This window comes from Mucilaginibacter sp., from assembly GCF_028288185.1.
GTDB lineage: Bacteria > Bacteroidota > Bacteroidia > Sphingobacteriales > Sphingobacteriaceae > Mucilaginibacter.
In genome coordinates this window covers 120,684-142,769 of sequence record NZ_JAQBOF010000019.1, presented here as the reverse complement: position 1 = coordinate 142,769, position 22,086 = coordinate 120,684, and the positions used below count along the sequence as shown (strand labels likewise).

General features: G+C 41.7%; 22 protein-coding genes. 16 read left to right on the top strand and 6 right to left on the bottom strand.

The features are described from left to right. Positions 1–159 precede the first annotated feature (159 nt). The 3 genes from JWQ34_RS08065 (at position 160) to JWQ34_RS08055 (ending at position 2,273) form a co-directional block, all read left to right on the top strand. Positions 160–897, top strand: a complete 738-nt coding sequence (locus JWQ34_RS08065; protein WP_299356280.1) for a DUF6515 family protein — start codon at positions 160–162, stop codon at positions 895–897. Positions 898–1,159: 262 nt separating this feature from the next. Further along, positions 1,160–1,930, top strand: a complete 771-nt coding sequence (locus tag JWQ34_RS08060; RefSeq protein ID WP_299356278.1) for a Ku protein — start codon at positions 1,160–1,162, stop codon at positions 1,928–1,930. A gap of 187 nt (positions 1,931–2,117) precedes the next feature. Beyond that, the gene (locus JWQ34_RS08055; RefSeq protein ID WP_299356276.1) at positions 2,118–2,273 is read left to right on the top strand and encodes a lmo0937 family membrane protein; all 156 of its coding nucleotides are present in this window, start codon (positions 2,118–2,120) and stop codon (positions 2,271–2,273) included. Positions 2,274–2,337: 64 nt separating this feature from the next. Here the strand turns inward: JWQ34_RS08055 and JWQ34_RS08050 are convergent, their stop codons facing one another. Next, positions 2,338–4,134 carry a M61 family metallopeptidase gene (locus JWQ34_RS08050; protein ID WP_299356274.1) on the bottom strand — a complete coding sequence of 599 codons (1,797 nt, stop codon included), beginning with the start codon at positions 4,132–4,134 and terminating at the stop codon, positions 2,338–2,340. A 119-nt stretch (positions 4,135–4,253) separates the two neighbouring features. On the opposite strand from JWQ34_RS08050, the gene JWQ34_RS08045 reads away from it, so the two are divergent. From JWQ34_RS08045 to JWQ34_RS08020, 6 genes are read left to right on the top strand one after another with little or no spacing between them, the layout of a single operon-like run. After that, on the top strand, positions 4,254–4,709 hold the full coding sequence (locus tag JWQ34_RS08045; protein ID WP_299356272.1) for a MarR family transcriptional regulator: 456 nt from the start codon (positions 4,254–4,256) through the stop codon (positions 4,707–4,709). 14 nt (positions 4,710–4,723) lie between these two features. Then, positions 4,724–5,827, top strand: a complete 1,104-nt coding sequence (locus tag JWQ34_RS08040) for an efflux RND transporter periplasmic adaptor subunit (RefSeq protein ID WP_299356270.1) — start codon at positions 4,724–4,726, stop codon at positions 5,825–5,827. A 10-nt stretch (positions 5,828–5,837) separates the two neighbouring features. Further along, positions 5,838–8,969 (top strand): efflux RND transporter permease subunit, encoded by a 3,132-nt coding sequence (locus JWQ34_RS08035; RefSeq protein ID WP_299356268.1) that lies wholly within the window; start codon positions 5,838–5,840, stop codon positions 8,967–8,969. 3 nt (positions 8,970–8,972) lie between these two features. Further along, complete coding sequence (locus JWQ34_RS08030) at positions 8,973–10,295, top strand: TolC family protein (RefSeq protein WP_299356266.1); 1,323 nt, start codon at positions 8,973–8,975, stop codon at positions 10,293–10,295. A gap of 28 nt (positions 10,296–10,323) precedes the next feature. Further along, on the top strand, positions 10,324–10,701 hold the full coding sequence (locus JWQ34_RS08025; protein ID WP_299356264.1) for a response regulator: 378 nt from the start codon (positions 10,324–10,326) through the stop codon (positions 10,699–10,701). After that, positions 10,698–11,555: an N-acetylglucosamine kinase gene (locus JWQ34_RS08020; RefSeq protein ID WP_299356262.1), complete on the top strand. Its 858-nt coding sequence runs from the start codon at positions 10,698–10,700 to the stop codon at positions 11,553–11,555. The genes JWQ34_RS08025 and JWQ34_RS08020 overlap by 4 nt, the downstream gene beginning before the upstream one ends. Positions 11,556–11,584: 29 nt before the next feature. Here JWQ34_RS08020 and lnt read toward each other — a convergent pair whose 3' ends face one another. From lnt to rsmI, 3 genes are read right to left on the bottom strand one after another with little or no spacing between them, the layout of a single operon-like run. Continuing rightward, positions 11,585–13,231: an apolipoprotein N-acyltransferase gene (gene lnt, locus JWQ34_RS08015; protein ID WP_299356260.1), complete on the bottom strand. Its 1,647-nt coding sequence runs from the start codon at positions 13,229–13,231 to the stop codon at positions 11,585–11,587. A 52-nt stretch (positions 13,232–13,283) separates the two neighbouring features. Beyond that, positions 13,284–13,802, bottom strand: coding sequence for a DUF1572 family protein (locus tag JWQ34_RS08010; RefSeq protein ID WP_299356258.1), 519 nt, complete (start codon positions 13,800–13,802; stop codon positions 13,284–13,286). A 35-nt stretch (positions 13,803–13,837) separates the two neighbouring features. After that, complete coding sequence (rsmI, locus tag JWQ34_RS08005) at positions 13,838–14,563, bottom strand: 16S rRNA (cytidine(1402)-2'-O)-methyltransferase (protein WP_299356256.1); 726 nt, start codon at positions 14,561–14,563, stop codon at positions 13,838–13,840. Positions 14,564–14,698: 135 nt separating this feature from the next. Here rsmI and serS point away from each other — a divergent pair, with 135 nt between their 5' ends. Next, positions 14,699–15,970, top strand: coding sequence for a serine--tRNA ligase (gene serS, locus JWQ34_RS08000; RefSeq protein ID WP_299356254.1), 1,272 nt, complete (start codon positions 14,699–14,701; stop codon positions 15,968–15,970). Here the strand turns inward: serS and JWQ34_RS07995 are convergent. After that, the gene (locus JWQ34_RS07995) at positions 15,967–16,371 is read right to left on the bottom strand and encodes a hypothetical protein (protein ID WP_299356252.1); all 405 of its coding nucleotides are present in this window, start codon (positions 16,369–16,371) and stop codon (positions 15,967–15,969) included. The two genes, serS and JWQ34_RS07995, sit on opposite strands and share 4 nt — an antisense overlap. A gap of 124 nt (positions 16,372–16,495) precedes the next feature. Between JWQ34_RS07995 and JWQ34_RS07990 the strand changes: the two genes are divergently transcribed. The 6 genes from JWQ34_RS07990 (at position 16,496) to JWQ34_RS07965 (ending at position 20,738) form a co-directional block, all read left to right on the top strand. Further along, on the top strand, positions 16,496–16,831 hold the full coding sequence (locus JWQ34_RS07990) for a tRNA-binding protein (protein WP_299356250.1): 336 nt from the start codon (positions 16,496–16,498) through the stop codon (positions 16,829–16,831). Position 16,832: 1 nt separating this feature from the next. Beyond that, the gene (locus JWQ34_RS07985) at positions 16,833–17,216 is read left to right on the top strand and encodes an SdpI family protein (RefSeq protein ID WP_299356249.1); all 384 of its coding nucleotides are present in this window, start codon (positions 16,833–16,835) and stop codon (positions 17,214–17,216) included. Continuing rightward, positions 17,203–17,670 (top strand): nucleoside deaminase, encoded by a 468-nt coding sequence (locus JWQ34_RS07980; protein WP_299356247.1) that lies wholly within the window; start codon positions 17,203–17,205, stop codon positions 17,668–17,670. The genes JWQ34_RS07985 and JWQ34_RS07980 overlap by 14 nt, the downstream gene beginning before the upstream one ends. A gap of 257 nt (positions 17,671–17,927) precedes the next feature. Beyond that, on the top strand, positions 17,928–18,539 hold the full coding sequence (locus tag JWQ34_RS07975; protein WP_299356245.1) for a superoxide dismutase: 612 nt from the start codon (positions 17,928–17,930) through the stop codon (positions 18,537–18,539). A gap of 184 nt (positions 18,540–18,723) precedes the next feature. Continuing rightward, positions 18,724–19,719, top strand: a complete 996-nt coding sequence (locus JWQ34_RS07970; RefSeq protein ID WP_299356243.1) for a zinc-binding dehydrogenase — start codon at positions 18,724–18,726, stop codon at positions 19,717–19,719. Positions 19,720–19,724: 5 nt separating this feature from the next. Beyond that, entirely contained in the window at positions 19,725–20,738 is a 1,014-nt protein-coding gene (locus JWQ34_RS07965; protein ID WP_299356241.1) for a ferredoxin--NADP reductase, read from the top strand. Between the two features lie 101 nt (positions 20,739–20,839). Here JWQ34_RS07965 and odhB read toward each other — a convergent pair whose 3' ends face one another. Then, positions 20,840–22,066 carry a 2-oxoglutarate dehydrogenase complex dihydrolipoyllysine-residue succinyltransferase gene (gene odhB / locus JWQ34_RS07960; RefSeq protein WP_299356239.1) on the bottom strand — a complete coding sequence of 409 codons (1,227 nt, stop codon included), beginning with the start codon at positions 22,064–22,066 and terminating at the stop codon, positions 20,840–20,842. Positions 22,067–22,086: the final 20 nt, after the last annotated feature.

The following is a 22,086-nucleotide window of genomic DNA, read 5'->3' as shown; positions in this document are numbered from 1 at the left end:
TAGCTATCGGATTTAGGGGCTGCTTTTTTTATAAAATATTTCTTACCTTCAATTAAACCCTTTCAACCTAAATTTGTCTAACAAACCAAAGATAAATGTTAAAGTTTAACAAACAGATACTATATAGCTCTAAATTGTGTTTATGATTCTTTAAGTGATATGAAAAAGTTATATAAATATGCGTCAGCGTTATTGTTAACCGGGGCGCTTTCGGTAATGGTGGTTTTAAACGCAGATGCACAACGTGGCGGCGCACATGCCAGCAGTGGCGGTAGCGGCGGCGGAAGTTTTAGCCGTGGTGGTGGTGGCGGGAGCGTAAGTATTGGCGGCGGTTTCCGTAGTGGTATTGGTTTAGGACTAAATTTGGGTTATCGCTCGGCTTATAGTCCTTATGGTTTTTATGGCTACCCGTCATTAGGATTTTATTTAAATACATTGCCTTATGGGTATTACCCATTTTACATGGGGCCATCATTGTACTATTACTCAAATGGCATATTCTATCGCCCTTATGGTGATGATGAAGGCTATGTAGTAACCGCTCCGCCAGTTGGTGCAGCTGTGCCACAATTGCCCAATAGGGCTAAATCTATCATGATAGATAACCAGCAATATTTTGAATATAATGGTATATACTATAAAATAGTAATTAATGACAAGGGAGATAAAGTATATGTTGTGGCCGGAAAAGATGGTGTATTAAATACCGATAATGCCGGTACAGATAATGCACAGGCTCCGCAAGTTGGTGATATTGTAAATCACCTGCCTGATCACTCACGAGTAATTACTTTAAATAAAAAGAAATATTATGTAGGGCCTGATGATGTTTATTATGAAGCTATAACAGACAGTAATGGCAACACAGCATACCGCATTGCAAGCGTGCCTGAATAAGCAATAAAAAATTAGCACCTATAAATAACAAATAAAAAGCTGCCCGATGGGTGGCTTTTTTGTTTAGGGTAAAGTTATGAGCAATGTTGTCAAGTTAGGAAGTAAATTAATATCGAACCCCGAATTCCTTCTTTATTCAACATTGGATATTCGGTGTTCTTTATTATTTGATCTTTAACTAGCCCGCGTTAAAACCGTTTTGCTATAACAATTTAAAACCCTTTTCCCTCACTTACAGTTATAGCTTAATAAAACATTAGCTATGAGATCTATCTGGAAAGGTTCAATTGGTTTTGGTTTGGTAAGTATACCGGTAAAATTGTTTTCGGCGGTGCAAACCAGCTCGCTTGATTTTGATATGCTGGATAGCCGCGACCATTCGCGCATACGTTACCAGCGTGTAAATGAACATACGAACAAAGAAGTGCCCTACGATAAAATTGTAAAAGGCTATAAGCTGGATGATGAATATATAATAATAGATGAGCATGACTTTGAGGATGCCGCACCCGAAAAAAGCAAGGTTATCACTATAGAAAGTTTTGTAAATGTTGATGAGGTAAACCCCATGTTTTACGAAACATCATATTATACCGAGCCTGATACCAAAAACAATAAAGCTTACGGCCTTTTATTGCAAGCCCTGGTAAAATCAAAAAAAGCCGGGCTGGCCCGCTTTGTATTGCGCAGTACCGAAAGCCTTTGTATAGTACACCCTGTTAAAAACATATTGGTAGTAACCCGCATACGCTTTGCCCAAGAAATACGTGATACGGATGATCTTAACATTGCAGCGGATATGACCATCAGCAAAAAAGAATTGGATATGGGCCTGGCACTGATAGACCAATATGCCGAAAAGTTTGATGTATCTAAATTTAAAGATGAATACAATGATTCATTGCTAAATATCATCAAGGCAAAATCAAAAGGAAAACGCGCTACCGTTAAAAAATTAAAGCCGCATAAAACAACCGGCACTGATCTTTATGATCAATTGATGGAAAGTTTAAAAACTAAAAAAGGTGCTTAGCGCTTTATTGGTTTTGCTACACAATGTTTAATAAATACAACAGTGGAGTAATAGATTATTCCATAAAAGAATGTTTTTATACCGATTATTAAGTTATTGATCAATAAAATAATTAGTGGGCAAGTAATGGCATTGGTTTTGAATAAATAGTTACATCTATGAAAACATTAACTAAAAACAACAAATTATGAACTCACTATTGTATATCATAGCGGTTATCCTGGTAATAGGATGGGCGTTAGGTTTCTTTCTTTATTCGGCAGGTGGAATAATCCACGTATTGCTGGTAATTGCAGTAATTGCATTATTAATAGGCTTAATAAGAAGACCGACAGCACTCTAATAGCACATTGGAAAATGCAAAAAGGCTCCCGTTTTATCGGGAGCCTTTTGCGTTTGTAATAGTTTTATTTAAGCGATAACCATTTCTTCCGTACTGCAAGTTGTTCAGCAGAAACGTTTGGCAGCTCTTCGATTTTATATTTTACCTTGGTGCTTTTTAATAATGTTACAGGTAGTACTACCGCCAGGCCATCGCGTATAACGGTTACTTCAATTTTATCGCCGGGTTTCTTGTCGGCAATAATGTTGGCTGTTTCGGGTAATGGTTTGTTATCAATGGCAACTATTTCGTCATTAACGTTTATGCCATCAATCCAGGCAGCACTGCCGCGTTGCACCGTTGCCACAATTACCCGGGAGGTAAGCGGTATTTGCGTTATGCCTAAATATGCTTCGTTATTATCGGCCAGCGTATTGGTAGTTTTATACCCTGCATACGCCAGATATTTATCATAAGGTACCTGTGTTAAACCATTAATGTATTTGGCATAAAAATCATCAAGATTTTTACCGACAAATTTTTCAAGACCCTGTTTAAACTCGGCATCGGTATAACCACGTTTTTTTGTTTGGTAATACTCGTTGTACATGTACTTCATTACATCATCTAATGAGCTTTTGCCTTTGCTGTTATTAATAATCTCAAGGTCGAGCATTAAGGCAACTATGGCACCTTTGGTGTAATAAGATATACCGGTATTTACCGAGTTCTCATTAGGTCTATAAGCCTTTATCCACGCGTCATAGCTTGATTGCGATAGCGTTTGCACTTTAGCACCCGGTATGTTTTCTAGTTGGTTAATGTCATCTACTAAAACATCCAGGTAGTTATCCGGTGTATAAAGCTGGGTGCGGCGCACTATAATATCCTGGTAATAGGCAGTAAAGCCTTCGGCTATCCATAGATTGGTGGTATAGTTTTCGTTATCATAATCAAATGGACCTAATACTATCGGGCGCAGGCGCTTAACGTTCCATAAATGAAAATGCTCATGCGCGGCCAGGCTTAAAAAATTTTGGTAGCCAACTTCGGTTGCATACGCATCACGCGATCCACCCAGCGTTGTTGAGCTTAAATGCTCTAAACCGCCGCCTCCTTTTAAGGCATTATGTACAATAAAGGTATAGTGCTTGTTTGGGTTCTCACCAAAAATGGCCACCTCTTCGGCTACAATTTTTGCAAGGTCATTTTTAAGCCTTTCTTTATCATATTTGCCGCCGCCAACCATTGCAACCTCATATTTTACGCCGTCGACATCAAAGCCAAAAACATCCTGTGTACCCACCTCTATAGGCGAGTCAAACAAAATATCAAAATCAGGCGAGTATCGTGTAAACGCATCCCCATTAACTTTTTCTAAACTGGTTGATACGGTTTTCCATCCTTTATAAGGGATAATATGTATGGTTGCAGGCGCATGCAGCATATTGCCCGGATATAAAAAAATATCAGGCGATGACAGAAACGCGTGCGATGCATCGATGAAACTGGTACGTACCGAAATTTCGAAAGCGTAAATGCGGTATTTAACAATCACGCTTGCAATACCCTCGGTATTAAGCTGCCATATATTTTTACGGATTTTTTGTGCGTAAAGTGGCTTTCCATTGGCAGTTACGCTAAGTGTTTCAATGTTTTTAGCAAACTCGCGCACCAGGTATGAGCCGGGTGTCCAAACGGGCATTTTAAGTTCAAGGGTGTTTTGCTTTAACCCGGTAACTTTCATTTCTACATCAGCATAATGCGCTTGTGCCTCGGCGAAGGAAACGGTATATGTAATATTGGTATTATCTGCAGCATTAGCAATGGTAGCCATACAAAGTAGAATTAAAGAAAAAATAACTGATATACTTTTTTTCATGGCGCAATGTATAAATTTTACTATTTGCCTTAATAGGCTAATGTAATTAAATTGTTGTAAAATGGTTGATACACGCAACTATTTTACTTTGTAACTAATTACTTTTATAAATCTAACTTATGAAAGTGAAATTAATTGAGCCTGTATCGCGAAAGCTAAATGTTTTAGGCAAGGCATATTTAACTGTGCTGGGCAACCACATGGCGCATTTAGACATTAACCGTTATTATTACCCCTTGACGGTTATTTGTTTCTATGATGGTGAACTCACACAAAAAGCTCTTGCCGAAAAATTGGACAAGGACAAATCAATAATTGTAAAGATTATTGATGAGCTTACCGAGAAAGGTTTTGTATACCGGCAAGTTAACTCTGCTGACAGGCGGCAGCATTTGTTAGGTGTAACAGATAAAGCTAAAAAAGCTGTACCCCACATTATAAGAGTTTTTGAACACATGAATCGGTCCGCCTCAAAAAACGTGTCAGCACATGATATGGAAATATTTGAAAGCGTATTAGCTAAAATGAGGGACAACTTAGAACAATTTAAAGAATCTGCATCTTATACCATCTAATTTATTATCACGATATGAAAACCAGGTATTACATATTCATTTTGCTGGCATTGGTGGTCGGCGTTTTACTTTACAATAAGCTATTTAGCGATAATGCCAAAAAACGGGATGCAATTACCAAAGGCAAAGACGGCGACCCCAAAGGTAGTAAAGGTAAGGGCGGCGGCCGTAACGGCCCCGTGTCGGTAAAGCTGATGATAGTTAAAGATACCACACTTGATAACAATATTGACATAACCGGTACCATAGATGCTAACGAAAAGGTAAACCTGATAAGCGAGACAGCGGGCAACATTACCGGCATATATTTTACAGAAGGGTCGCATGTTAGTAAGGGGCAGCTATTGGTTAAAGTATATGCCCTTGACCAGGTGGCCGCTTTAAAGCAAAACGAGTATCAAATAGCATTAGCTAAACAAAATGAATACCGTAACAAAATATTGCTGCAAAAAGAGGCCATAAGCCAACAGGAGTATGATACCTCGCTTACCGGCTTAAATACGTTAAAAGCGCAAAGTGATGTAATAAAAGCTCAAATAGCTAAGACGGAGATTAGGGCGCCATTTTCAGGTACAATTGGTTTGCGTTCGGTAAGTCCGGGGGGGTATCTATCAGCAAATACCTCGATAGCTTCGCTGGTAAATATTGATCCGGCTAAAATTACGTTTTCGATTCCCGAAAAATATTTATCGCTGATTAACAAAGGAAGCAAAGTGAGCTTTACAGTACCTAGCTCACAGCAAAAATTTAAAGCGGTTGTGTATGCTATAGAGCCATCTATTGATGTAAACTCGCGCACCATTACCATCCGCGCCAAGGCCGATAACCCTCAAGGATTGCTTAAAGCGGGTGCCTTTGCCAAGATCAACCTGGCGCTCGACCAAGTACCCAAAACAATTATGCTGCCTACTGAGTGTGTAGTGCCCGATCTGAAGGGCAGCGTAGTGTATGTTTATCATAAAGGCATGGCAGTTGCAAAACCTGTAAAAACAGATGTGCGTACCGATACAAAGATCCAGGTCATCAGCGGCTTAAAGCCGGGTGATAGTGTGGTGATATCGGGCATTATACAAATGCGTCCTAAAGTTCCTTTAAAAATTATTAAAGTAATTAAATAAGCTGCCCATCATGAGTTTATCCTCAGTTAGTATAAAAAGGCCGGTATTGGCAACAGTTATGTCTATTGTAATTGTTGTATTTGGTATTATAGGCTACAGTTTTTTAGGTATCCGTGATTTCCCTTCGGTAGATCCGCCAATTATATCCGTTAGTACCAGTTACTCGGGTGCTAACGCCGATGTAATTGAATCGCAAATTACCGAGCCATTAGAGAAAGCCATTAATGGTGTACCGGGTATCCGTAACATATCATCGCAAAGCTCGGTTGGTTCAAGTAATATCACGGTTGAGTTTGATCTGGATGCCGACCTGGAAACCGCCGCTAATGACGTGCGCGATAAAGTGAGCCAGGCACAGCGTCAGCTACCGCAGGACATTAACGCCCCACCGGTAGTTACCAAGGCTGATGCCAACGCTGATAACATTATCACTGTATCTGTAACCAGCGACAAGCGTAACATAACCCAGGTTGATGATTATGCAGAAAACGTATTACAGGAAGGCCTGCAAACTATACCCGGTGTAAGCTCCATTAATATACAAGGTCAGCGGCAGTATGCCATGCGTTTATGGATAGATCCTGCTAAACTATCATCATTAGGATTAGCCGCGAGTGATATTACCGATGCTTTAAATAAAGAGAACGTAGAGCTGCCTGCCGGTAAAATTGAAGGTAATAATACCGAACTCATCATCCGTGCTATTGGTAAAATGAGTACCGAAAAAGAGTTTAACAACTTAATTATCCGTGCCGATAGTAACCGGGTTATTAGGTTAAGCGATGTAGGTTACGCGGTACTGGGATCAGCCAATGAGGAAACGGCGTTTAAAGAAGGCGGTGTATTGCAGGTGGCATTAGCCATTGTGCCGCAACCCGGCGCAAATTATGTACAAATAGCTAAAGACTTTTATAAAAGGTTTGAACAATTAAAGAAGGACCTGCCGCCCGATATCCACGTAAAAGTATTAACAGATAATACCCAGTTCATTAATCAATCTATTACCGAGGTTGAAGAAACGCTGGGCATATCATTTATACTGGTGGTAATTATTATTTACCTCTTCTTTAGAGATTGGCTCATAGCTTTCAGGCCGTTAATTGATATACCGGTATCATTGATAGGGGCATTCTTTATCATGTATGTTTTTGGCTATTCCATTAATATATTATCGTTGTTGGGGATAGTCCTCGCCACGGGGCTGGTGGTTGATGATGGTATTGTGGTAACGGAGAATATCTACAAAAAAGTAGAGGCTGGGATGGAGATCCGTAAAGCCGCTTTTGAAGGCTCGGCCGAGATCTTCTTTGCAGTAGTATCAACCTCCATTACGTTGGCAGCAGTGTTTTTACCCATTGTGTTTTTACAAGGATTTACAGGGCGATTGTTCCGCGAATTTGCGGTAGTAGTTGCGGGGTCGGTATTGATATCGGCATTTGTATCACTGTCATTAACCCCGATGCTTAACGTTAAGTTGATCCGTAAGGACTCAAAAAAATCAAAGTTTTACGAACGCACCGAGCCATTCTTTGTAAAAATGACCAATGCCTACACGGAAACACTGGTTGACTTTATGAAGCGCAGGTGGATAGCAATAGTCATCCTGGTAGCATCGGTTGGTATAATTATAGGGCTTAACAAAGTGATCAAATCTGAGTTGGCCCCGCTTGATGATAAAAGCATGCTGCGATATGGCGTAACCGGCGCAGAAGGAGCATCATACGAATATATGACGAGGTATATGGATAACTTATCCAATATGATAGCCGACTCCATACCCGAAGCGAATGTAAACCTGGAGATCATAGCCGCAGGTGGCGGTGGTAATGGCGCTGTAAATAGTGGTTTTGGCCGTATTGGTTTGGTACCACCAGGCGAAAGGAAACGATCACAACAGGATATTGCCGATTGGCTAACCAAAAAAGTAAGCCGTATGCCCGATGCACGGGTAAATGTGCAGCAGGAACAGACTATAAGTGCCGGTGGCGGCGGTGCCAAAAGCGGTGCGCCGGTGCAGTTTGTAATACAGAACCAGGATTTTGAAAAGATCCGTAAAGTACTGCCCGCATTTTTTGCCGAGGTGAGTAAAAGCCCGGTTTTTTTAACGCCGGATGTGAATTTAAAATTTACCAAGCCCGAGTTAAGAGTAGTTACAGATCGTGCCCGTGCTCGCGATCTGGGCGTATCGGTATCAGATATCGCGCAAACGCTGCAGTTATATTATAGTAATGGCCGTTTAGCCTATTTCTTGTTAAATGGTAAGCAATACCAGGTAATAGCCCAGGCCGATAGGGCCAACCGCGATCAGCCGCTGGACTTGAAAACTATTTATGTACGTAACAACGTTGGTAAACTAATACAGTTGGATAACGTGGTTAAGGTTGATGAAGATGCTACACCACCGGCTATATTCCATTTTAACAGGTTTAAGTCGGCCACGTTTTCGGCAAATTTATCGCCGGGGCATACGGTGGGCGACGGTATTAACGAAATGAACCGGATTGCCAAAGAACAATTGGACGAGACTTTTAGTACAGAATTAAGCGGTGCATCAAGGGATTTTGCCGAGAGTGCTTCTAACATTATGTACGCCTTCATCTTCGCGCTGTTATTGATCTACCTGGTGTTGGCCGCCCAGTTTGAAAGCTTTAAAGACCCGGTTATCGTTATGCTTACCGTGCCGCTAGCGGTTGCGGGGGCGTTTCTATCATTGTGGTTATTTGACCAAACATTAAACATTTTTAGCGAGATAGGTATTATAACCCTGGTAGGTTTGGTAACCAAAAATGGTATATTAATTGTTGAGTTTGCCAACCAGCGTATGGAGCATGGCTTAGCTAAATACGAAGCTGTTGTTGAAGCTGCTACCGCGCGTTTGCGCCCAATATTAATGACTAGTATGGCGGTTGTACTGGGCTCAGTGCCTATTGCATTGGCATTGGGTGCCGGTGCAAAAAGCCGGGTATCATTAGGTATCGTAATTATTGGCGGAATGTTATTCTCGTTGGTGTTAACTTTATATGTTATCCCGATGATGTATGTGCTTATTGCTTCAAAAGTGCGTCATGACCCTGATGCGGAAGATCCTGCAGAAACATCAACAAAGAAAAAGAGAAAAGTAAAAACTATTGAAAACGAATAGGCAATGATGAAACTTAAAAAATTAGCTTGCTTGCTGTTTTGCTATATGGCAGTTATTGCCACTGTTAAAGCACAAAATGCGCCTTTATTAACGCTAAGGGAAGCCGTTGAAATAGCTTTAAAAAACAACTATAACATTGTATTGGCTAAAAACAATAAAGACATAGCACAAAATAATGTTACCATTGGTAACGCCGGGTTTTTACCGGTAGTTACGGGTAATTTTACACAAAACAACAGCAGGCAGCATATTGTTCAAACAAAGTCAGACGGTACAACAGTTACCATACCCAGTGCTAAAAACAGCAGTTTAAGTTATGGCCCAAACCTTAACTGGACCATTTTTAATGGGTTCTCTATGTTTGCCAATTATGATCAGCTTAAACAATTAAATGAGTTGAGCGCGGTAACCACGCACGATACCGTGTTAAGCACCACCGGCGATGTAATATTAACCTATTACGATCTGATTAACCAAAACGAGCAAATAAAAGCGCAAAACGGTGCCATTGCCATTTCGCATACGCAATTAAAATATGCCAGCGATAAGTTTAGCGTAGGGACCGTCTCGCGTTTGGATGTATTAAATGCGCAGGTAAATTTAAATACCGATACCGCTACCCTATTAAAACTACAACAGACGTTCAAGGCATCAAAAATAAAGCTTAATCAACTGTTGGTGCGCGATCTGCAAACCGATTTTACCGTAGCCGATACCATAGTTGTAGATAGCAAAATGGTTTTAGGCGATATTATTGCCAGTGCGCAAACGCAAAACCCAACTATTATATCGGCACAAATAAACAAGCGTATTGCTGATATTAACTTAAAACAAGTGCAAGCCACACGTTACCCCGTAGTAGGTGTAAACGCGGGTTACGCCTGGAGCAATAGTAAAACACCTGCAGGCTTTACCCAGCAGCAGGATGTACATGGCTTAAACTACGGCCTTACTGCTTCAATAAATATTTTTGATGGCTTTAACCAAACCCGTAAAGAGCGCAATGCCAAAATACAGATTGATAATGCGGTTATTGATATAAAGCAAAGCCGGTTAAATGTAGAGGCACAAATTAATAACTTATATGTAAGTTATTTATCGGGCCTTGATTTGATAAGGCTGGGACAATCAAACGTAGCTATAGCTAAACGTAACCTCGAAATATCGCTGGATAAGTATAAAATAGGAACGATAACCCCGTTAGAGATCCGCGAAGCGCAAAGGAATTACTTAGATGCACAATCCACATTTTTTGCTGCGCAATACCAATCCAAAGTGGCAGAAATAACGTTAAAGCAAATTACTAACAACATAAGTATCCAATAATCAAATATTTAGTTATTTTTGATGCATAATGACTGCATCTTATCAAACATGCCTGCTAGTTGATGACAATTACATAGATAATTTCGTCACACGTCGGCTATTGGAGAGCAGCAAGTTTGCCGAAAATATTATTGTAACCGAATCGCCGACAGAAGCCATCAAGATGCTGGGCAATGGCTCTGTAAAACCCGATGTTATTTTTTTAGATATCAGGATGCCGGTAATGAGTGGCTTTGAATTTTTAGAGGCTTACGATAAATTAAATATTGATAAAAACAGCATAAAAATATTTTTATTGTCATCATCTTTTGATCCTACAGATATAAAAAGATCATCAGACAATAAATACATCACTCATTTCATCCATAAGCCGCTTACCATTAAAATTCTTGAGGAATTACCATGATCTTAGTTGCCGATAGCGGATCAACAAAAACAGATTGGTTACTTAAGCAACCGAGGCAGGAAGCCACGGCATTTAGAACACCGGGACTAAATCCATACTTTTTAACAGAAAAAGAAATTGTAAAAATACTGCAGGACCAGGCAACCGATATGGTGGCCCATAGCGCAGATGTTAAAGAAATTTACTTTTTTGGCGCGGGCTGTTCTAGTCCGGACAGGCATGAGATCGTATCTAACGCGCTAAGCCAATTATTTCCTAAAGCCTATATAAGTGTTGATAGCGACCTGTTAGGGTCGGCATACGCCACCTGTGGGCACGAGAAAGGCTTGTGCTGCGTACTGGGCACCGGCTCAAACATTTCTTTTTTTGATGGCGAGGAGATACACTCGGGCAAGCACGGCCTGGGTTTTATTTTGGGCGATGAAGGCTCAGGTACCTGGTTTGGCAAAGCCCTGATAACCGACTTTTTATACGGCCTGATGCCCGAAGATATACACACATTATTTAATAACACCTATCAACTAACTAAAGAAGAGGTAATACAGAACGTTTACCAAAAACCTTCGCCAAACTCTTACTTAGCATCGTTCGCGCGGTTTTTTAATGTTATCCGTAAAACAGAATACGGCAGCAGCCTGATAAAAAAAGGTCTGCAAGAGTTTATTGACACTAACATCAAATCATATCCCGAATACCATACCTATAAAAGTCACTTTGTAGGTTCCATAGCCTTTGTATTTGCCGAAGAGCTAAACGCCCTCGCCGCAACTCAGGACATCCACATCGGCAAAATCATTAAACAACCCATTAATGATCTGTTAGCGTTTATTTTGAGTAGGGAAGAAGGGAAGTAAATATATATCCCAACCCCATATGTCATGTCTCACTCGTGCCTCGTTTCAGAAATGACAACGTTTTTATTATTCTTTAGCCTAACCCTAACCAATAAAAACAAAGCCAGTAAAATAGCCAATAAACTTGCGGTTTTAGGCAAGTAATCGCCATGGGCAACATAGAACGTTATGTCAGAGTTTAGGTTAATATTTTGTTTAATAGCAGTTTTGGTCCACCATTTGGTTTGCTGCACAATGTCACCCCGTTGGTTAATAAAAGCAGAGATCCCGGTATTGGCTGACCGGCAAACCCAGCGGCGGGTTTCAATAGCGCGCAGCTTGGCGTAATCCAGATGCTGGTCTTTGCCCGATGTATTTTCCCACCAGCCATCATTGGTAATAATAGCAATGAATTGAGCACCATTACGAACGGACTTAGCCACCCACTCGCCCCAGATAGATTCATAACAAATAACCGGCGCGGCGCCAATACCGCTGGCAGAATATAGTTCGCTTGGTTCATCCTGCCCGGCATATGTTCCGGTTGCACCACCCAGGTGCGCAAACACCGGTTTTAAAAATGCTAAAGCATTCGGGAAAGGCAATGATTCGGCCCCGGGTACTAGTTTCGATTTATGGTAAAAATGCACCTCGGCCGAGTTTTCAATACTAACCGCGGTATTGTAACTGTCTATATATTGTGTTGTGCCCGGTATAACATTAGCCGTTTTAGTTTGTTGGGTATTATAAAGCTTATAAGTTTCGGCACCCGTTATAATGTTGCCGTTTTTGTATTTAGCTAAAAAATGCTGTGCCTGTACAAAGTAATTATCGGTACGGATATGGTCCTCATTGATGGGGTCAGGTATCGCCGTTTCCGGCCACATAAAGAACTCGGTATTAATTTGGCCTAAGGAGTCTGATAGCTTAGTTAAAGTCTCTACCTGCTGATAAGCCGGTATATCGCCGCCTTTAGCATAAGGGTCAATATTAGGCTGCGCTACTACTATGTTTGATGGATTTGATTGCTCTTGGTAGCTGCTATATCGGTATAAAGAAAAACTTAGTGGTAATATTAATATGGCTACCAACGCGATGATCAGCTTTTGTCTTACAGGTTTAGTTTGCGCTTCGCTAAGTCCGGAGTAAATTAAAAATATCAATATGTTGATGATCCATATCCAAATGGTGCCGCCATAAACGCCGGTGTATTCATACCATTGTATCCATTGATGTGTAACCGCAAAACCGTTACCCAAAGTCATCCAGGGGAAACTAAGGTCCCAGCTTTGGTGCAGGTATTCATAGCCTATCCAAAAGCAAACCAGGCCAGCCAAGCTCCAGTTGCGATTAGTTGCTAGCCTTAACCTATAATAGAGCCAGCAAGCCGTTGCCATTAATAATGGTCCTAATGCATAAGGGATTAATGAAATAGGTATAGCCACAACCTCGCCCACAATTTTTAGCGAATTATAAACCCAGTAAATACTTAACGTGTTCCAGATAAAAAATCCCAGGAAGGTGGTGTTAAATATCAACTTCCCTTTTTTTTTCGAGGTTGATTTAATGATGTTTTCTATCGCTACCAGCATCGGTACCAGTCCAAAAAATAAAAATACTGTGGTATAATGCATGGGTGGCCAAGCTAACCAAAGCAACAAGCCCGAGAATACGGATAGCAATATATTTTTCTTCATCATATTTTGTTTGCCGTCACGTCATTGCGAGGAACGAAGCAATGACGCGCGTTTATTTTTTGTTAAACATCTCGGCATTAAATGCCGCCGAATTTCCTTTAGGTATAGTAAGCGCTTTCCAATCACCCGCCGCCATTTTGCCAATAAAAACTATCTGGCCAATATGGTAAGGGTAATGCGCCAGTTGCCTGTTTATAGCGTCAACTATACTATGGCGCTCATTGCGTATGTAAATGTCTTTATCCCAGTCAGCAGGTGTTATAGAGTCAAGAGCATCAAACAGGCATTTCCAGCCGGCGTTCCATTTCTCCATTAGTTCTTCGCGGGTATTAATTACGCTTTCAAATTCAAGGTCGCGGTTGCGCCATTCTTTTTCGCCATCGCTGGTTAAAAAATCTGTCCACCGGCTAAGCATATTGCCCCAAAGGTGTTGTATAATGATGGCAATGCTGTTACTCTCTTCATTATAGCACCAAAACAAATCTTTGTCTTGTAATTGTGCCATTGTTTTTTCACCAAGCGATTTGTAGTACTGAAACTGTTTTTTCGCACTGTTTAAATAAGCATCCATAATAATTCAGATTCATTAAACCCCTTTATCTATTGTTAATCCTCCTCTTCGTCATCCTCATACTTCTTTTTCTTTTTATCGGCCTCGTTGGGCAAGGCCCCCGCAATGCAAATCACAAACTCGCCTTTTGCGGGATGTGTTTCATAGTAGGTTTTAACTTCGGTAACGGTGCCGCGGACGGTTTCTTCAAACATTTTGGTCAACTCGCGCGATACGGATATTTGTCGGTCACCAAAATAAGTTGCCATCTCATCCAATGTTTTTAACAAACGGTGCGGCGACTCATAAAGTATAATGGTCCGTTCCTCATCAGCCAGAAACTTGTAACGCGTTTGGCGGCCCTTCTTTAAAGGTAAAAATCCTTCAAAGCAAAACTTATCCGTAGGGAACCCCGAGTTAACCAACGCCGGTACAAAGGCCGTAGCGCCGGGCAGGCACTCAACCGGGATATCAAATTTTAAAGCCTCTCGTACCAAATAAAAACCAGGATCGGATATCGCAGGCGTGCCTGCATCAGATATCAACGCGATATTCTTTCCTTCCAGCAAAAACTTTACGATCTCGTTAGATGATTGATGCTCATTATGCTGATGGTGCGAAAATACCTTTTGATGAATATTAAAATGCTTCAGCATAGGTGCGGATGTGCGGGTATCTTCGGCCAATATCAAATCGGCTTCTTTTAAAACGCGTATGGCCCTAAAGGTCATATCCTCCAGGTTGCCTATTGGGGTTGGTACAAGGTATAGTTTGCCGGTCATTTTTTTAGTTTGCAGTTATTAGTTTGCAGTTGGCAAAGCTCACATTTCAGTTTAAAATATCCATAACACAAAAAAACTGCAAACTGAACACTGCAAACCGCCAACTGATTATATCTTTGCCTAAAAATAATATCAATGCTGCAAGTTAGTTATATCCGCGAAAACAGGGACAAAGTTTTAGAACGTTTGGCTGTAAAAAATTTTAAACAACCTGATTTGGTCGATGAAATTATCCAATTGGATGATAGCCGCCGCCAAACCCAGGTAAAATTGGATAATACTTCCGCAGAAGCAAACTCAGCAGCCAAACAAATTGGCGAGTTAATGCGCAACGGTAAAAAAGAGGAAGCCGAAACCATCAAAGCAAAAACCGGTGTTTGGAAAGAAGATATTAAAAAGTATAATGACGAGTTAGCGATAATTGAGGATAGCCTTTATCAAAAACTGGTTTTGCTGCCTAACCTGCCACACTCATCTGTACCAAAAGGAATAACACCCGAAGAAAATGAGGTAGTGCTGCAAAACGGCACGATACCCCAATTGCCTGCAAACGCCTTACCGCATTGGGAACTGGCTGCAAAATATAAGCTAATTGATTTTGAGTTGGGGGTTAAAATAACCGGCGCGGGTTTCCCGGTTTACACCAACAAAGGGGCCAAGCTGCAACGCGCTTTAATTAATTTCTTTATTGATGAGGCCGAGAAAGCGGGCTACAAAGAAGTAAGCGTACCGCTGATGGTTAACGAAGCATCGGGCTTTGGCACCGGGCAGTTGCCTGATAAAGAGGGCCAGATGTATTTTGTTACCGAAGATAATTTATACCTGATACCAACCGCCGAAGTGCCTATTACCAACTTATATCGCGATGTAATTTTAAAAGCGGATGAGTTGCCTGTTAAAAATTGTGGGCATACACCATGTTTCCGCCGCGAGGCCGGTTCTTATGGAGCACACGTTCGTGGATTAAATCGTTTGCACCAGTTTGATAAAGTAGAGATAGTACAGGTGGTAAACCCCGAAACATCTTACGATGTATTAGAACAAATGAGTCTGCACGTACAAAGCTTACTGCAAAAATTAGGATTACATTATCGCGTATTGCGCCTTTGCGGGGGTGATATGAGTTTTGGATCGGCTTTAACTTATGATATGGAAACCTGGAGTGCCGCACAACAGCGCTGGTTAGAGGTGTCATCGGTATCAAATTTTGAAACTTTTCAGAGTAATAGGTTAAAACTGCGTTTCCGTAATGCCGAAGGTAAGACACAACTGGCGCATACGCTAAATGGCAGCGCTTTAGCTTTACCGCGTATAGTAGCTACGTTATTGGAAAATAACCAAACAGAAAAAGGTATTAAAGTACCTGAAGTATTGGTGCCTTATACCAGGTTCGAGTGGATAGATTAATGAGTGGTATCAATAAGTTTGGGAGCCATTACACCATCTAATACATAACCAAACAGTTTGCTGGTGATGTTTGACTTTTGTTTTTTAGCTGTGTCGGCATAAATAAATTGCTTAACGCCCAAGACGGTTAACAAACCATCAACCTTGGTATGCGGACGCGATTTATAGCAATATATTTTTATATCGCTGTAAAATGGGTTGGATGTGAGACGGCGCAAAACCTTTTCGGTCTCGTTACCTATAAAGTCGTAATCGAGCACAATACCGACCGGCTTCAACTCATGTATCGTCGGAAAAATACGGCTAAGGCTGTTAATATTTACAACGTTCTTTTTAAAAGGGATGGTAATACTTGCTGCATCTTCGGTGACTACAAGTAACTGTTTGGATCTGGTTTGCATCTTCAAAATTAATTGTGATATTGCTTTATACGACAATCGTTATCAAATTGTTCCACTGTGTTTTATATTTATATACAGGTAAATTCTAAATAAATTATATTTACCCAATCAACTTAACTACACCATGGAAAACATCACCTGGGCCGACTTTGAAAAAGTAGAATTACGGGTAGGTACTATACTTGAAACAGCCGATTTCCCCGAAGCCCGAAAACCGGCCTATAAAGTAAAAGTAGACTTTGGTGAGTTTGGTATCCGATGGTCGAGCGCGCAAATCACGAAGCATTACACACATGAAGAACTTATAGGCATGCAGATAGTAGGTGTGGTTAACTTTCCTAAAAAGCAAATAGCTAACTTCATGTCGGAGTTTTTGGTGACAGGTTTTGCCGATGAAAACGGTGATATTGTATTAACTGCCGTTGATAAACCGGTACCTAACGGCAGTAAATTGGTATAATATGAATTTTATAAACTATATAATAGGTCCACAATTAATAGGCATCATATTTTATATGGCCGGTGTTATTATGCAGCGCTTTCCGCCAAAACAGATCAACAGCTTGTATGGTTACAGAACAATATCGTCCATGAAAAACCAGCAAACATGGGATGAGGCCAACCGTTTCTCGGCGCGATGGATGGCGGGCTGTGGTATATTGGTTTTTATTTTTGGGATAGTATTAACGATGGTGGTATATATCTACATACCACCTGCCAGAACACGAAGTCAAATTTTAGCGGTATCACTTTTGCTTTCGGCCATAATACCGGCAATATTGGTGTTGGTGATAACAGAAAAACATTTAAAGAAAACTTTTAATAACGAGGATGAGGTACGTTAGTTTCGAGGATGAGCCCGCGTTGTCGCCGGATGATTTTTTTATGAACGAGGCACTTAAAGAAGCCAAATTGGCTTTAGCCGAAGACGAGATACCCATTGGCGCCATAGTTACCTGCCAGGGCAAGATCATAGGCCGGGGCCATAACCTGACCGAGCGGCTAGTTGACGTATCTGCTCATGCAGAAATGCAGGCGCTAACCGCGGCTGCCAACTTTATGGGTGGGAAATATTTAAAGGACTGTACACTTTATGTAACGCTGGAACCCTGCGTAATGTGCGCCGGTGCATCCTATTGGTTCCAGATAGGCAAAATTGTTTTCGGCGCTTATGATACCCGGTTGGGTTTTGGGCGATTAAATCAAAAAATAACGCATCCAAAAACTATTATAACGGGTGGGATAAGAGAGAATGAGTGCGCGGAGCTGGTGAGGGATTTTTTTAAGAGTAAAAGGTAGACAATTACAGATAAATAACCCTCTTTCTCGCTTGTAAAAGAGGGGGGCCAGCGCAGCGTAGACCGGGTGAGTCAATGGCACGCGTTCGGCTTGGCGGCGGTTACTCATCCCGACATCACTTTGCTTGTCGACCCTCTCTTCGCCTTTGGCGGAAAGAGGGTTTGTAAAGAATGAATTTTGTGACATTAATTTAGAACAAAAACCATCTTCACACCTTATATTTGCTACACAATCTTTAAACTTTAAATAAAAAAAATATGGCATTTACACTACCGGCGTTATCTTATGCTACGGATGCATTAGAACCGCACATTGATAAACTTACCATGGAAATTCATCATGGCAAACACCACAATGCTTATGTTACTAACCTTAACAAAGCGTTAGAAGGCAAGCCAGAAGCTGACCATAGCATTGACGATATCATTAAAAACATTTCAAAATTTCCGCCCGCGGTGCGTAACAACGGCGGTGGTCATTATAACCACACCATGTTTTGGACATTGCTTTCGCCAAGTGGCGGCGGCGAGCCAACTGGCACTTTGGCCGATGCTATAAAAAGCACCTTTGGTTCATTCGCCGAGTTTAAAACAAAAGTATCAGACGCGGGTGCTACCCGTTTTGGATCTGGCTGGGCATGGCTAATTGTTACTGCTGATAAAAAACTGGCGGTAACTTCAACTCCAAATCAAGACAATCCTTTAATGGATATTGCCGAAGTAAAAGGCACGCCAATTTTAGGCATCGATGTTTGGGAGCACGCTTACTACTTAAAATATCAAAACCGTCGCCCTGATTATTTGGCGGCTATCTGGAACGTGATCAATTGGGCTCATGTTTCTGAATTATATGCTAAAGCGATAGCATAAAGCAACAGACTAATTTTAAAAGGCAGCAATCATATGCTGCCTTTTTTGTTTAAAACCACACACCCGCGCGTCATTGCGAACGAGGTACGAGTGTGGCAATCTCTACACGATAGGTAATTCGTATACCTTTCGGGTAGAGATTGCCACGCTATCGCTCGCAATGACGGCTTTAATAAGATATTTTATGAAAGCCAACGTACTCGAAGCACCCGACAAACCAATAGTTTGGAAAGAAGTTGAAACCCCACCCCTTGCGGCGGGCGAAGTTTTAATAAAAATTAAAGCAGCCGGGCTAAACCGCCGCGACTACTGGATAAGTATTGGCAAATACGCCGGTTTGAAATATCCAATCATATTAGGGTCAGACGGCGCAGGCATAGTAGCGGAAATAGGTGAGGGGGTTGATGCCAAGTGGCTAGATAAGGAAGTAGTTATAAATCCCGGTAATAATTGGGGTGATAATGACAACTTCCAGGGCAAAGATTTTAAAATCTTAGGTCTGCCTGATGACGGCACTTTTGCGGAATATGTTAAAACCCGTGTTGAATATTTATACGATAAACCGGTTTATCTTACGTGGGAGCAGACGGCGGCGTTTCCGTTGGCTGGGTTAACGGCTTACAGAGCGTTATTTACAAAAGGCAAGGCCAAAAAAGGCGATACCGTATTAATATCAGGTGTTGGCGGCGGCACCGGCGCGTTTGCTTTACAATGGGCAGTTGCTGCCGGATGCCGGGTGTTTGTAACATCAGGCAGTGGCGAGAAAATAGAACAGGCAAGACAACACGGTGCCTTGGCCGGTGTAAACTATAAAGCGCAGGATTGGGCCGAAGAGCTGCACCACCTGGCAGGCGGTTTTGATGTAATTATTGACAGCGCACTGGGCGCAGGTTTTGCCAAATTTCCGGACATTTGTAACCCCGGTGCACGCATTGTGTTTTTTGGCGGTACGGCCGGTGATATGCCTGCTATTAACGGACGCAAGATATTCTGGAAACAGCTGCAAATATTAGGTACCACCATGGGTACTACCCAAGATTTTAAAGCGATGCTCAAGTTTATGACCGAGCATCAAATTGTACCTATTATTGATGAGGTTTACCTTCTAGCAGAAGCCGGTAAGGCAATTGAGAAGATGGGTACATCATCGCATTTTGGAAATATTGTACTTAAAGCCTAGACAAAATGCTTCAGTTAAAGGTTGAGGCTATAAAATGGGATACTGTCGATACAGCTACTTTTTATTTAGCTGAAATATCAGGCAAGGAAATTAATTATACAGCCGGGCAATTTATCACGCTGGTATTTACGCACCATGACGAAGAGATCCGCAGGTCGTACTCCCTTAGTTCATCGCCTGATGAGGAATTGTTAGCCATAACCGTTAAGCGTATCACTAACGGCGAGATCTCGCGTTTTATGCTAACCAAAGTAAAACCCGGCGATATTATCAATGCCGTTGAACCCGCAGGACGGTTTACTATTACTGATTTTAAAGCGAAAAAAGACATCGTGCTTTTTGCCGCCGGTAGTGGGATAACACCTGTATTTTCTCAGTTAAAGTATATACTTGCCCGCGAAGGCGAGAGTTATATCACCCTAATTTATAGCAACCAGGATCAGGCTTCAGTTTTGTTCGCAGATGAGTTGGATGCCTTACAAGCCAAACATCCCGACAGGTTAAAGATCCTCTATTTATTAAGCAGCGAAGGTAATCGTCTTAATAACATCAGTGTTGAAAAACTAGTAAAGCAAAACATCCACTACAGTTTAGATAAAGCGGGTTTTTATCTATGTGGCCCATTTGTTTATATGCGCATGGTGCGGTTAACACTTTTATATATGGAGTTAGATAACAGCCAGATACGCAAAGAGAACTTTGTATTGGAAACCGTACCCGTAACAGCAGGTTATGTTAATTATCCGCCGCAAAAAATACGCATTCGCTTTAATAATGAGTGGCATGATTTGGTAGTTGGCGAGAACCAAACTATTCTGCAAGCCGCCCTGCAAAACAATATCGCATTGCCATATAGTTGCCGCGCCGGTATTTGTTCGGCTTGTACGGCTAAGTGTGTTAGCGGTAAGATTGATATGGATGTTAATGATGTACTGACCGATCTGGACCTGACACATGGATTGATACTTACCTGTACCGGGCATGCGGTTAGTGATGATGTGGTGATTGACTTTTTGTAGGAAGAAACCGCACCAGAGTAGTAAAATAAGCAAAGGCCCGATAAATCGGACCTTTGCAATATTTTAAAGTCTCCCCTACCGGGGGAGATTTAGAGGGAGCTTTATACGCCTAATAACAACCTTGCCGGATCTTCCAGTAACTGTTTAACCCTTACTAAAAAGCTAACCGATTCGCGGCCATCAACAATACGGTGATCGTATGACAGGGCAACGTACATCATTGGGCGGATAACTACCTGGCCATTTACAGCTACTGGACGTTCAATGATATTGTGCATACCTAATATTGCCGATTGCGGCGAGTTAATTATAGGTGTTGACAGCATTGAACCAAATACGCCACCGTTAGTGATGGTGAATGTTCCGCCTGTCATTTCTTCTAATGATAGTTTGTTATCACGGGCTTTGCCTGCAAGCGTTACTACCGCTTTTTCAATTTCGGCAAGGCTCATGGTATCCGCGTTGCGAATAACGGGGACTACCAATCCTTTTGGTGCAGATACAGCGATAGAGATATCAGCAAAGTTGCTGTAAATTATTTCTTCACCTTCTAAACGTGCGCCAACTGCAGGCCAATCTTTCAACGCCTCGGTAACGGCTTTGGTAAAAAACGACATAAAGCCTAAGCCAACACCGAGTGTCTCTTTAAATTTATATTTGTATTTACTGCGGATCTCCATTATAGGCGACATGTCTACTTCGTTAAAAGTAGTTAACATGGCAGTTTCGTTTTTAACGGTAACCAAACGTTTGGCAACTGTTTTACGCAACGGCGACATCTTTTCGCGGCGCTCGCTTCTTTCGCCGGCTTTTACCGGGGCCGGGGCCGGTGCAGCAGCAACAGCAGTCCTTGTTTGCGGGTTTTCTGATGCCTTATCAATTGACAAAGCATCTTCTTTGGTGATACGTCCGTTAACGCCCGTGCCACTTACGGCAGTAGCTTCAACGCCTTTTTCAGCCAATATTTTAGCAGCAGCAGGCGATGGTGTACCCGATGCATAAGTAGCTCCTTTTTCGGCAGCGGGAGCAACCGGTGCGGCTTCTGCTTTCGCGGCTGGTGCAGCTTCGGCTTTAGGTGCAGGCGCGGCGGCCCCGCCCTCTTCAATGCTGCAAACAACAGCGCCAATGGCTAACACATCGCCCTCTTTAGCTATTGTTTTTAATACGCCCGCTTTTTCGGCTGTAAGCTCAAAAGTAGCTTTATCAGATTCCAGTTCGGCAATAGCTTCATCCATTGCTACGGTATCGCCGTCTTTTTTTAACCAACTTGATAACGTTACTTCTGTAATTGATTCGCCTACCGGCGGGACTTTAATTTCTAAACTCATATTTCTGTCGGTATGTTATT

What these genes read in the sequence shown, in the direction of transcription:
- JWQ34_RS08065 (WP_299356280.1), top strand. Translation starts at nt 160, where the DNA reads ATGAAAAAGTTATATAAATATGCGTCAGCGTTATTGTTAACCGGGGCG.
- JWQ34_RS07975 (WP_299356245.1), top strand. Translation starts at nt 17,928, where the DNA reads ATGGCATTTACACTACCGGCGTTATCTTATGCTACGGATGCATTAGAA.
- JWQ34_RS07965 (WP_299356241.1), top strand. Translation starts at nt 19,725, where the DNA reads ATGCTTCAGTTAAAGGTTGAGGCTATAAAATGGGATACTGTCGATACA.
- JWQ34_RS08010 (WP_299356258.1), bottom strand. Translation starts at nt 13,802, where the DNA reads ATGGATGCTTATTTAAACAGTGCGAAAAAACAGTTTCAGTACTACAAA.
- JWQ34_RS08060 (WP_299356278.1), top strand. Translation starts at nt 1,160, where the DNA reads ATGAGATCTATCTGGAAAGGTTCAATTGGTTTTGGTTTGGTAAGTATA.
- lnt (WP_299356260.1), bottom strand. Translation starts at nt 13,231, where the DNA reads ATGAAGAAAAATATATTGCTATCCGTATTCTCGGGCTTGTTGCTTTGG.
- serS (WP_299356254.1), top strand. Translation starts at nt 14,699, where the DNA reads ATGCTGCAAGTTAGTTATATCCGCGAAAACAGGGACAAAGTTTTAGAA.
- JWQ34_RS08040 (WP_299356270.1), top strand. Translation starts at nt 4,724, where the DNA reads ATGAAAACCAGGTATTACATATTCATTTTGCTGGCATTGGTGGTCGGC.
- JWQ34_RS08045 (WP_299356272.1), top strand. Translation starts at nt 4,254, where the DNA reads ATGAAAGTGAAATTAATTGAGCCTGTATCGCGAAAGCTAAATGTTTTA.
- JWQ34_RS08055 (WP_299356276.1), top strand. Translation starts at nt 2,118, where the DNA reads ATGAACTCACTATTGTATATCATAGCGGTTATCCTGGTAATAGGATGG.
- JWQ34_RS08025 (WP_299356264.1), top strand. Translation starts at nt 10,324, where the DNA reads ATGACTGCATCTTATCAAACATGCCTGCTAGTTGATGACAATTACATA.
- rsmI (WP_299356256.1), bottom strand. Translation starts at nt 14,563, where the DNA reads ATGACCGGCAAACTATACCTTGTACCAACCCCAATAGGCAACCTGGAG.
- JWQ34_RS08020 (WP_299356262.1), top strand. Translation starts at nt 10,698, where the DNA reads ATGATCTTAGTTGCCGATAGCGGATCAACAAAAACAGATTGGTTACTT.
- JWQ34_RS07990 (WP_299356250.1), top strand. Translation starts at nt 16,496, where the DNA reads ATGGAAAACATCACCTGGGCCGACTTTGAAAAAGTAGAATTACGGGTA.
- JWQ34_RS07985 (WP_299356249.1), top strand. Translation starts at nt 16,833, where the DNA reads ATGAATTTTATAAACTATATAATAGGTCCACAATTAATAGGCATCATA.
- JWQ34_RS08035 (WP_299356268.1), top strand. Translation starts at nt 5,838, where the DNA reads ATGAGTTTATCCTCAGTTAGTATAAAAAGGCCGGTATTGGCAACAGTT.
- JWQ34_RS07970 (WP_299356243.1), top strand. Translation starts at nt 18,724, where the DNA reads ATGAAAGCCAACGTACTCGAAGCACCCGACAAACCAATAGTTTGGAAA.
- JWQ34_RS08030 (WP_299356266.1), top strand. Translation starts at nt 8,973, where the DNA reads ATGATGAAACTTAAAAAATTAGCTTGCTTGCTGTTTTGCTATATGGCA.
- JWQ34_RS07995 (WP_299356252.1), bottom strand. Translation starts at nt 16,371, where the DNA reads ATGCAAACCAGATCCAAACAGTTACTTGTAGTCACCGAAGATGCAGCA.
- odhB (WP_299356239.1), bottom strand. Translation starts at nt 22,066, where the DNA reads ATGAGTTTAGAAATTAAAGTCCCGCCGGTAGGCGAATCAATTACAGAA.
- JWQ34_RS08050 (WP_299356274.1), bottom strand. Translation starts at nt 4,134, where the DNA reads ATGAAAAAAAGTATATCAGTTATTTTTTCTTTAATTCTACTTTGTATG.
- JWQ34_RS07980 (WP_299356247.1), top strand. Translation starts at nt 17,203, where the DNA reads ATGAGGTACGTTAGTTTCGAGGATGAGCCCGCGTTGTCGCCGGATGAT.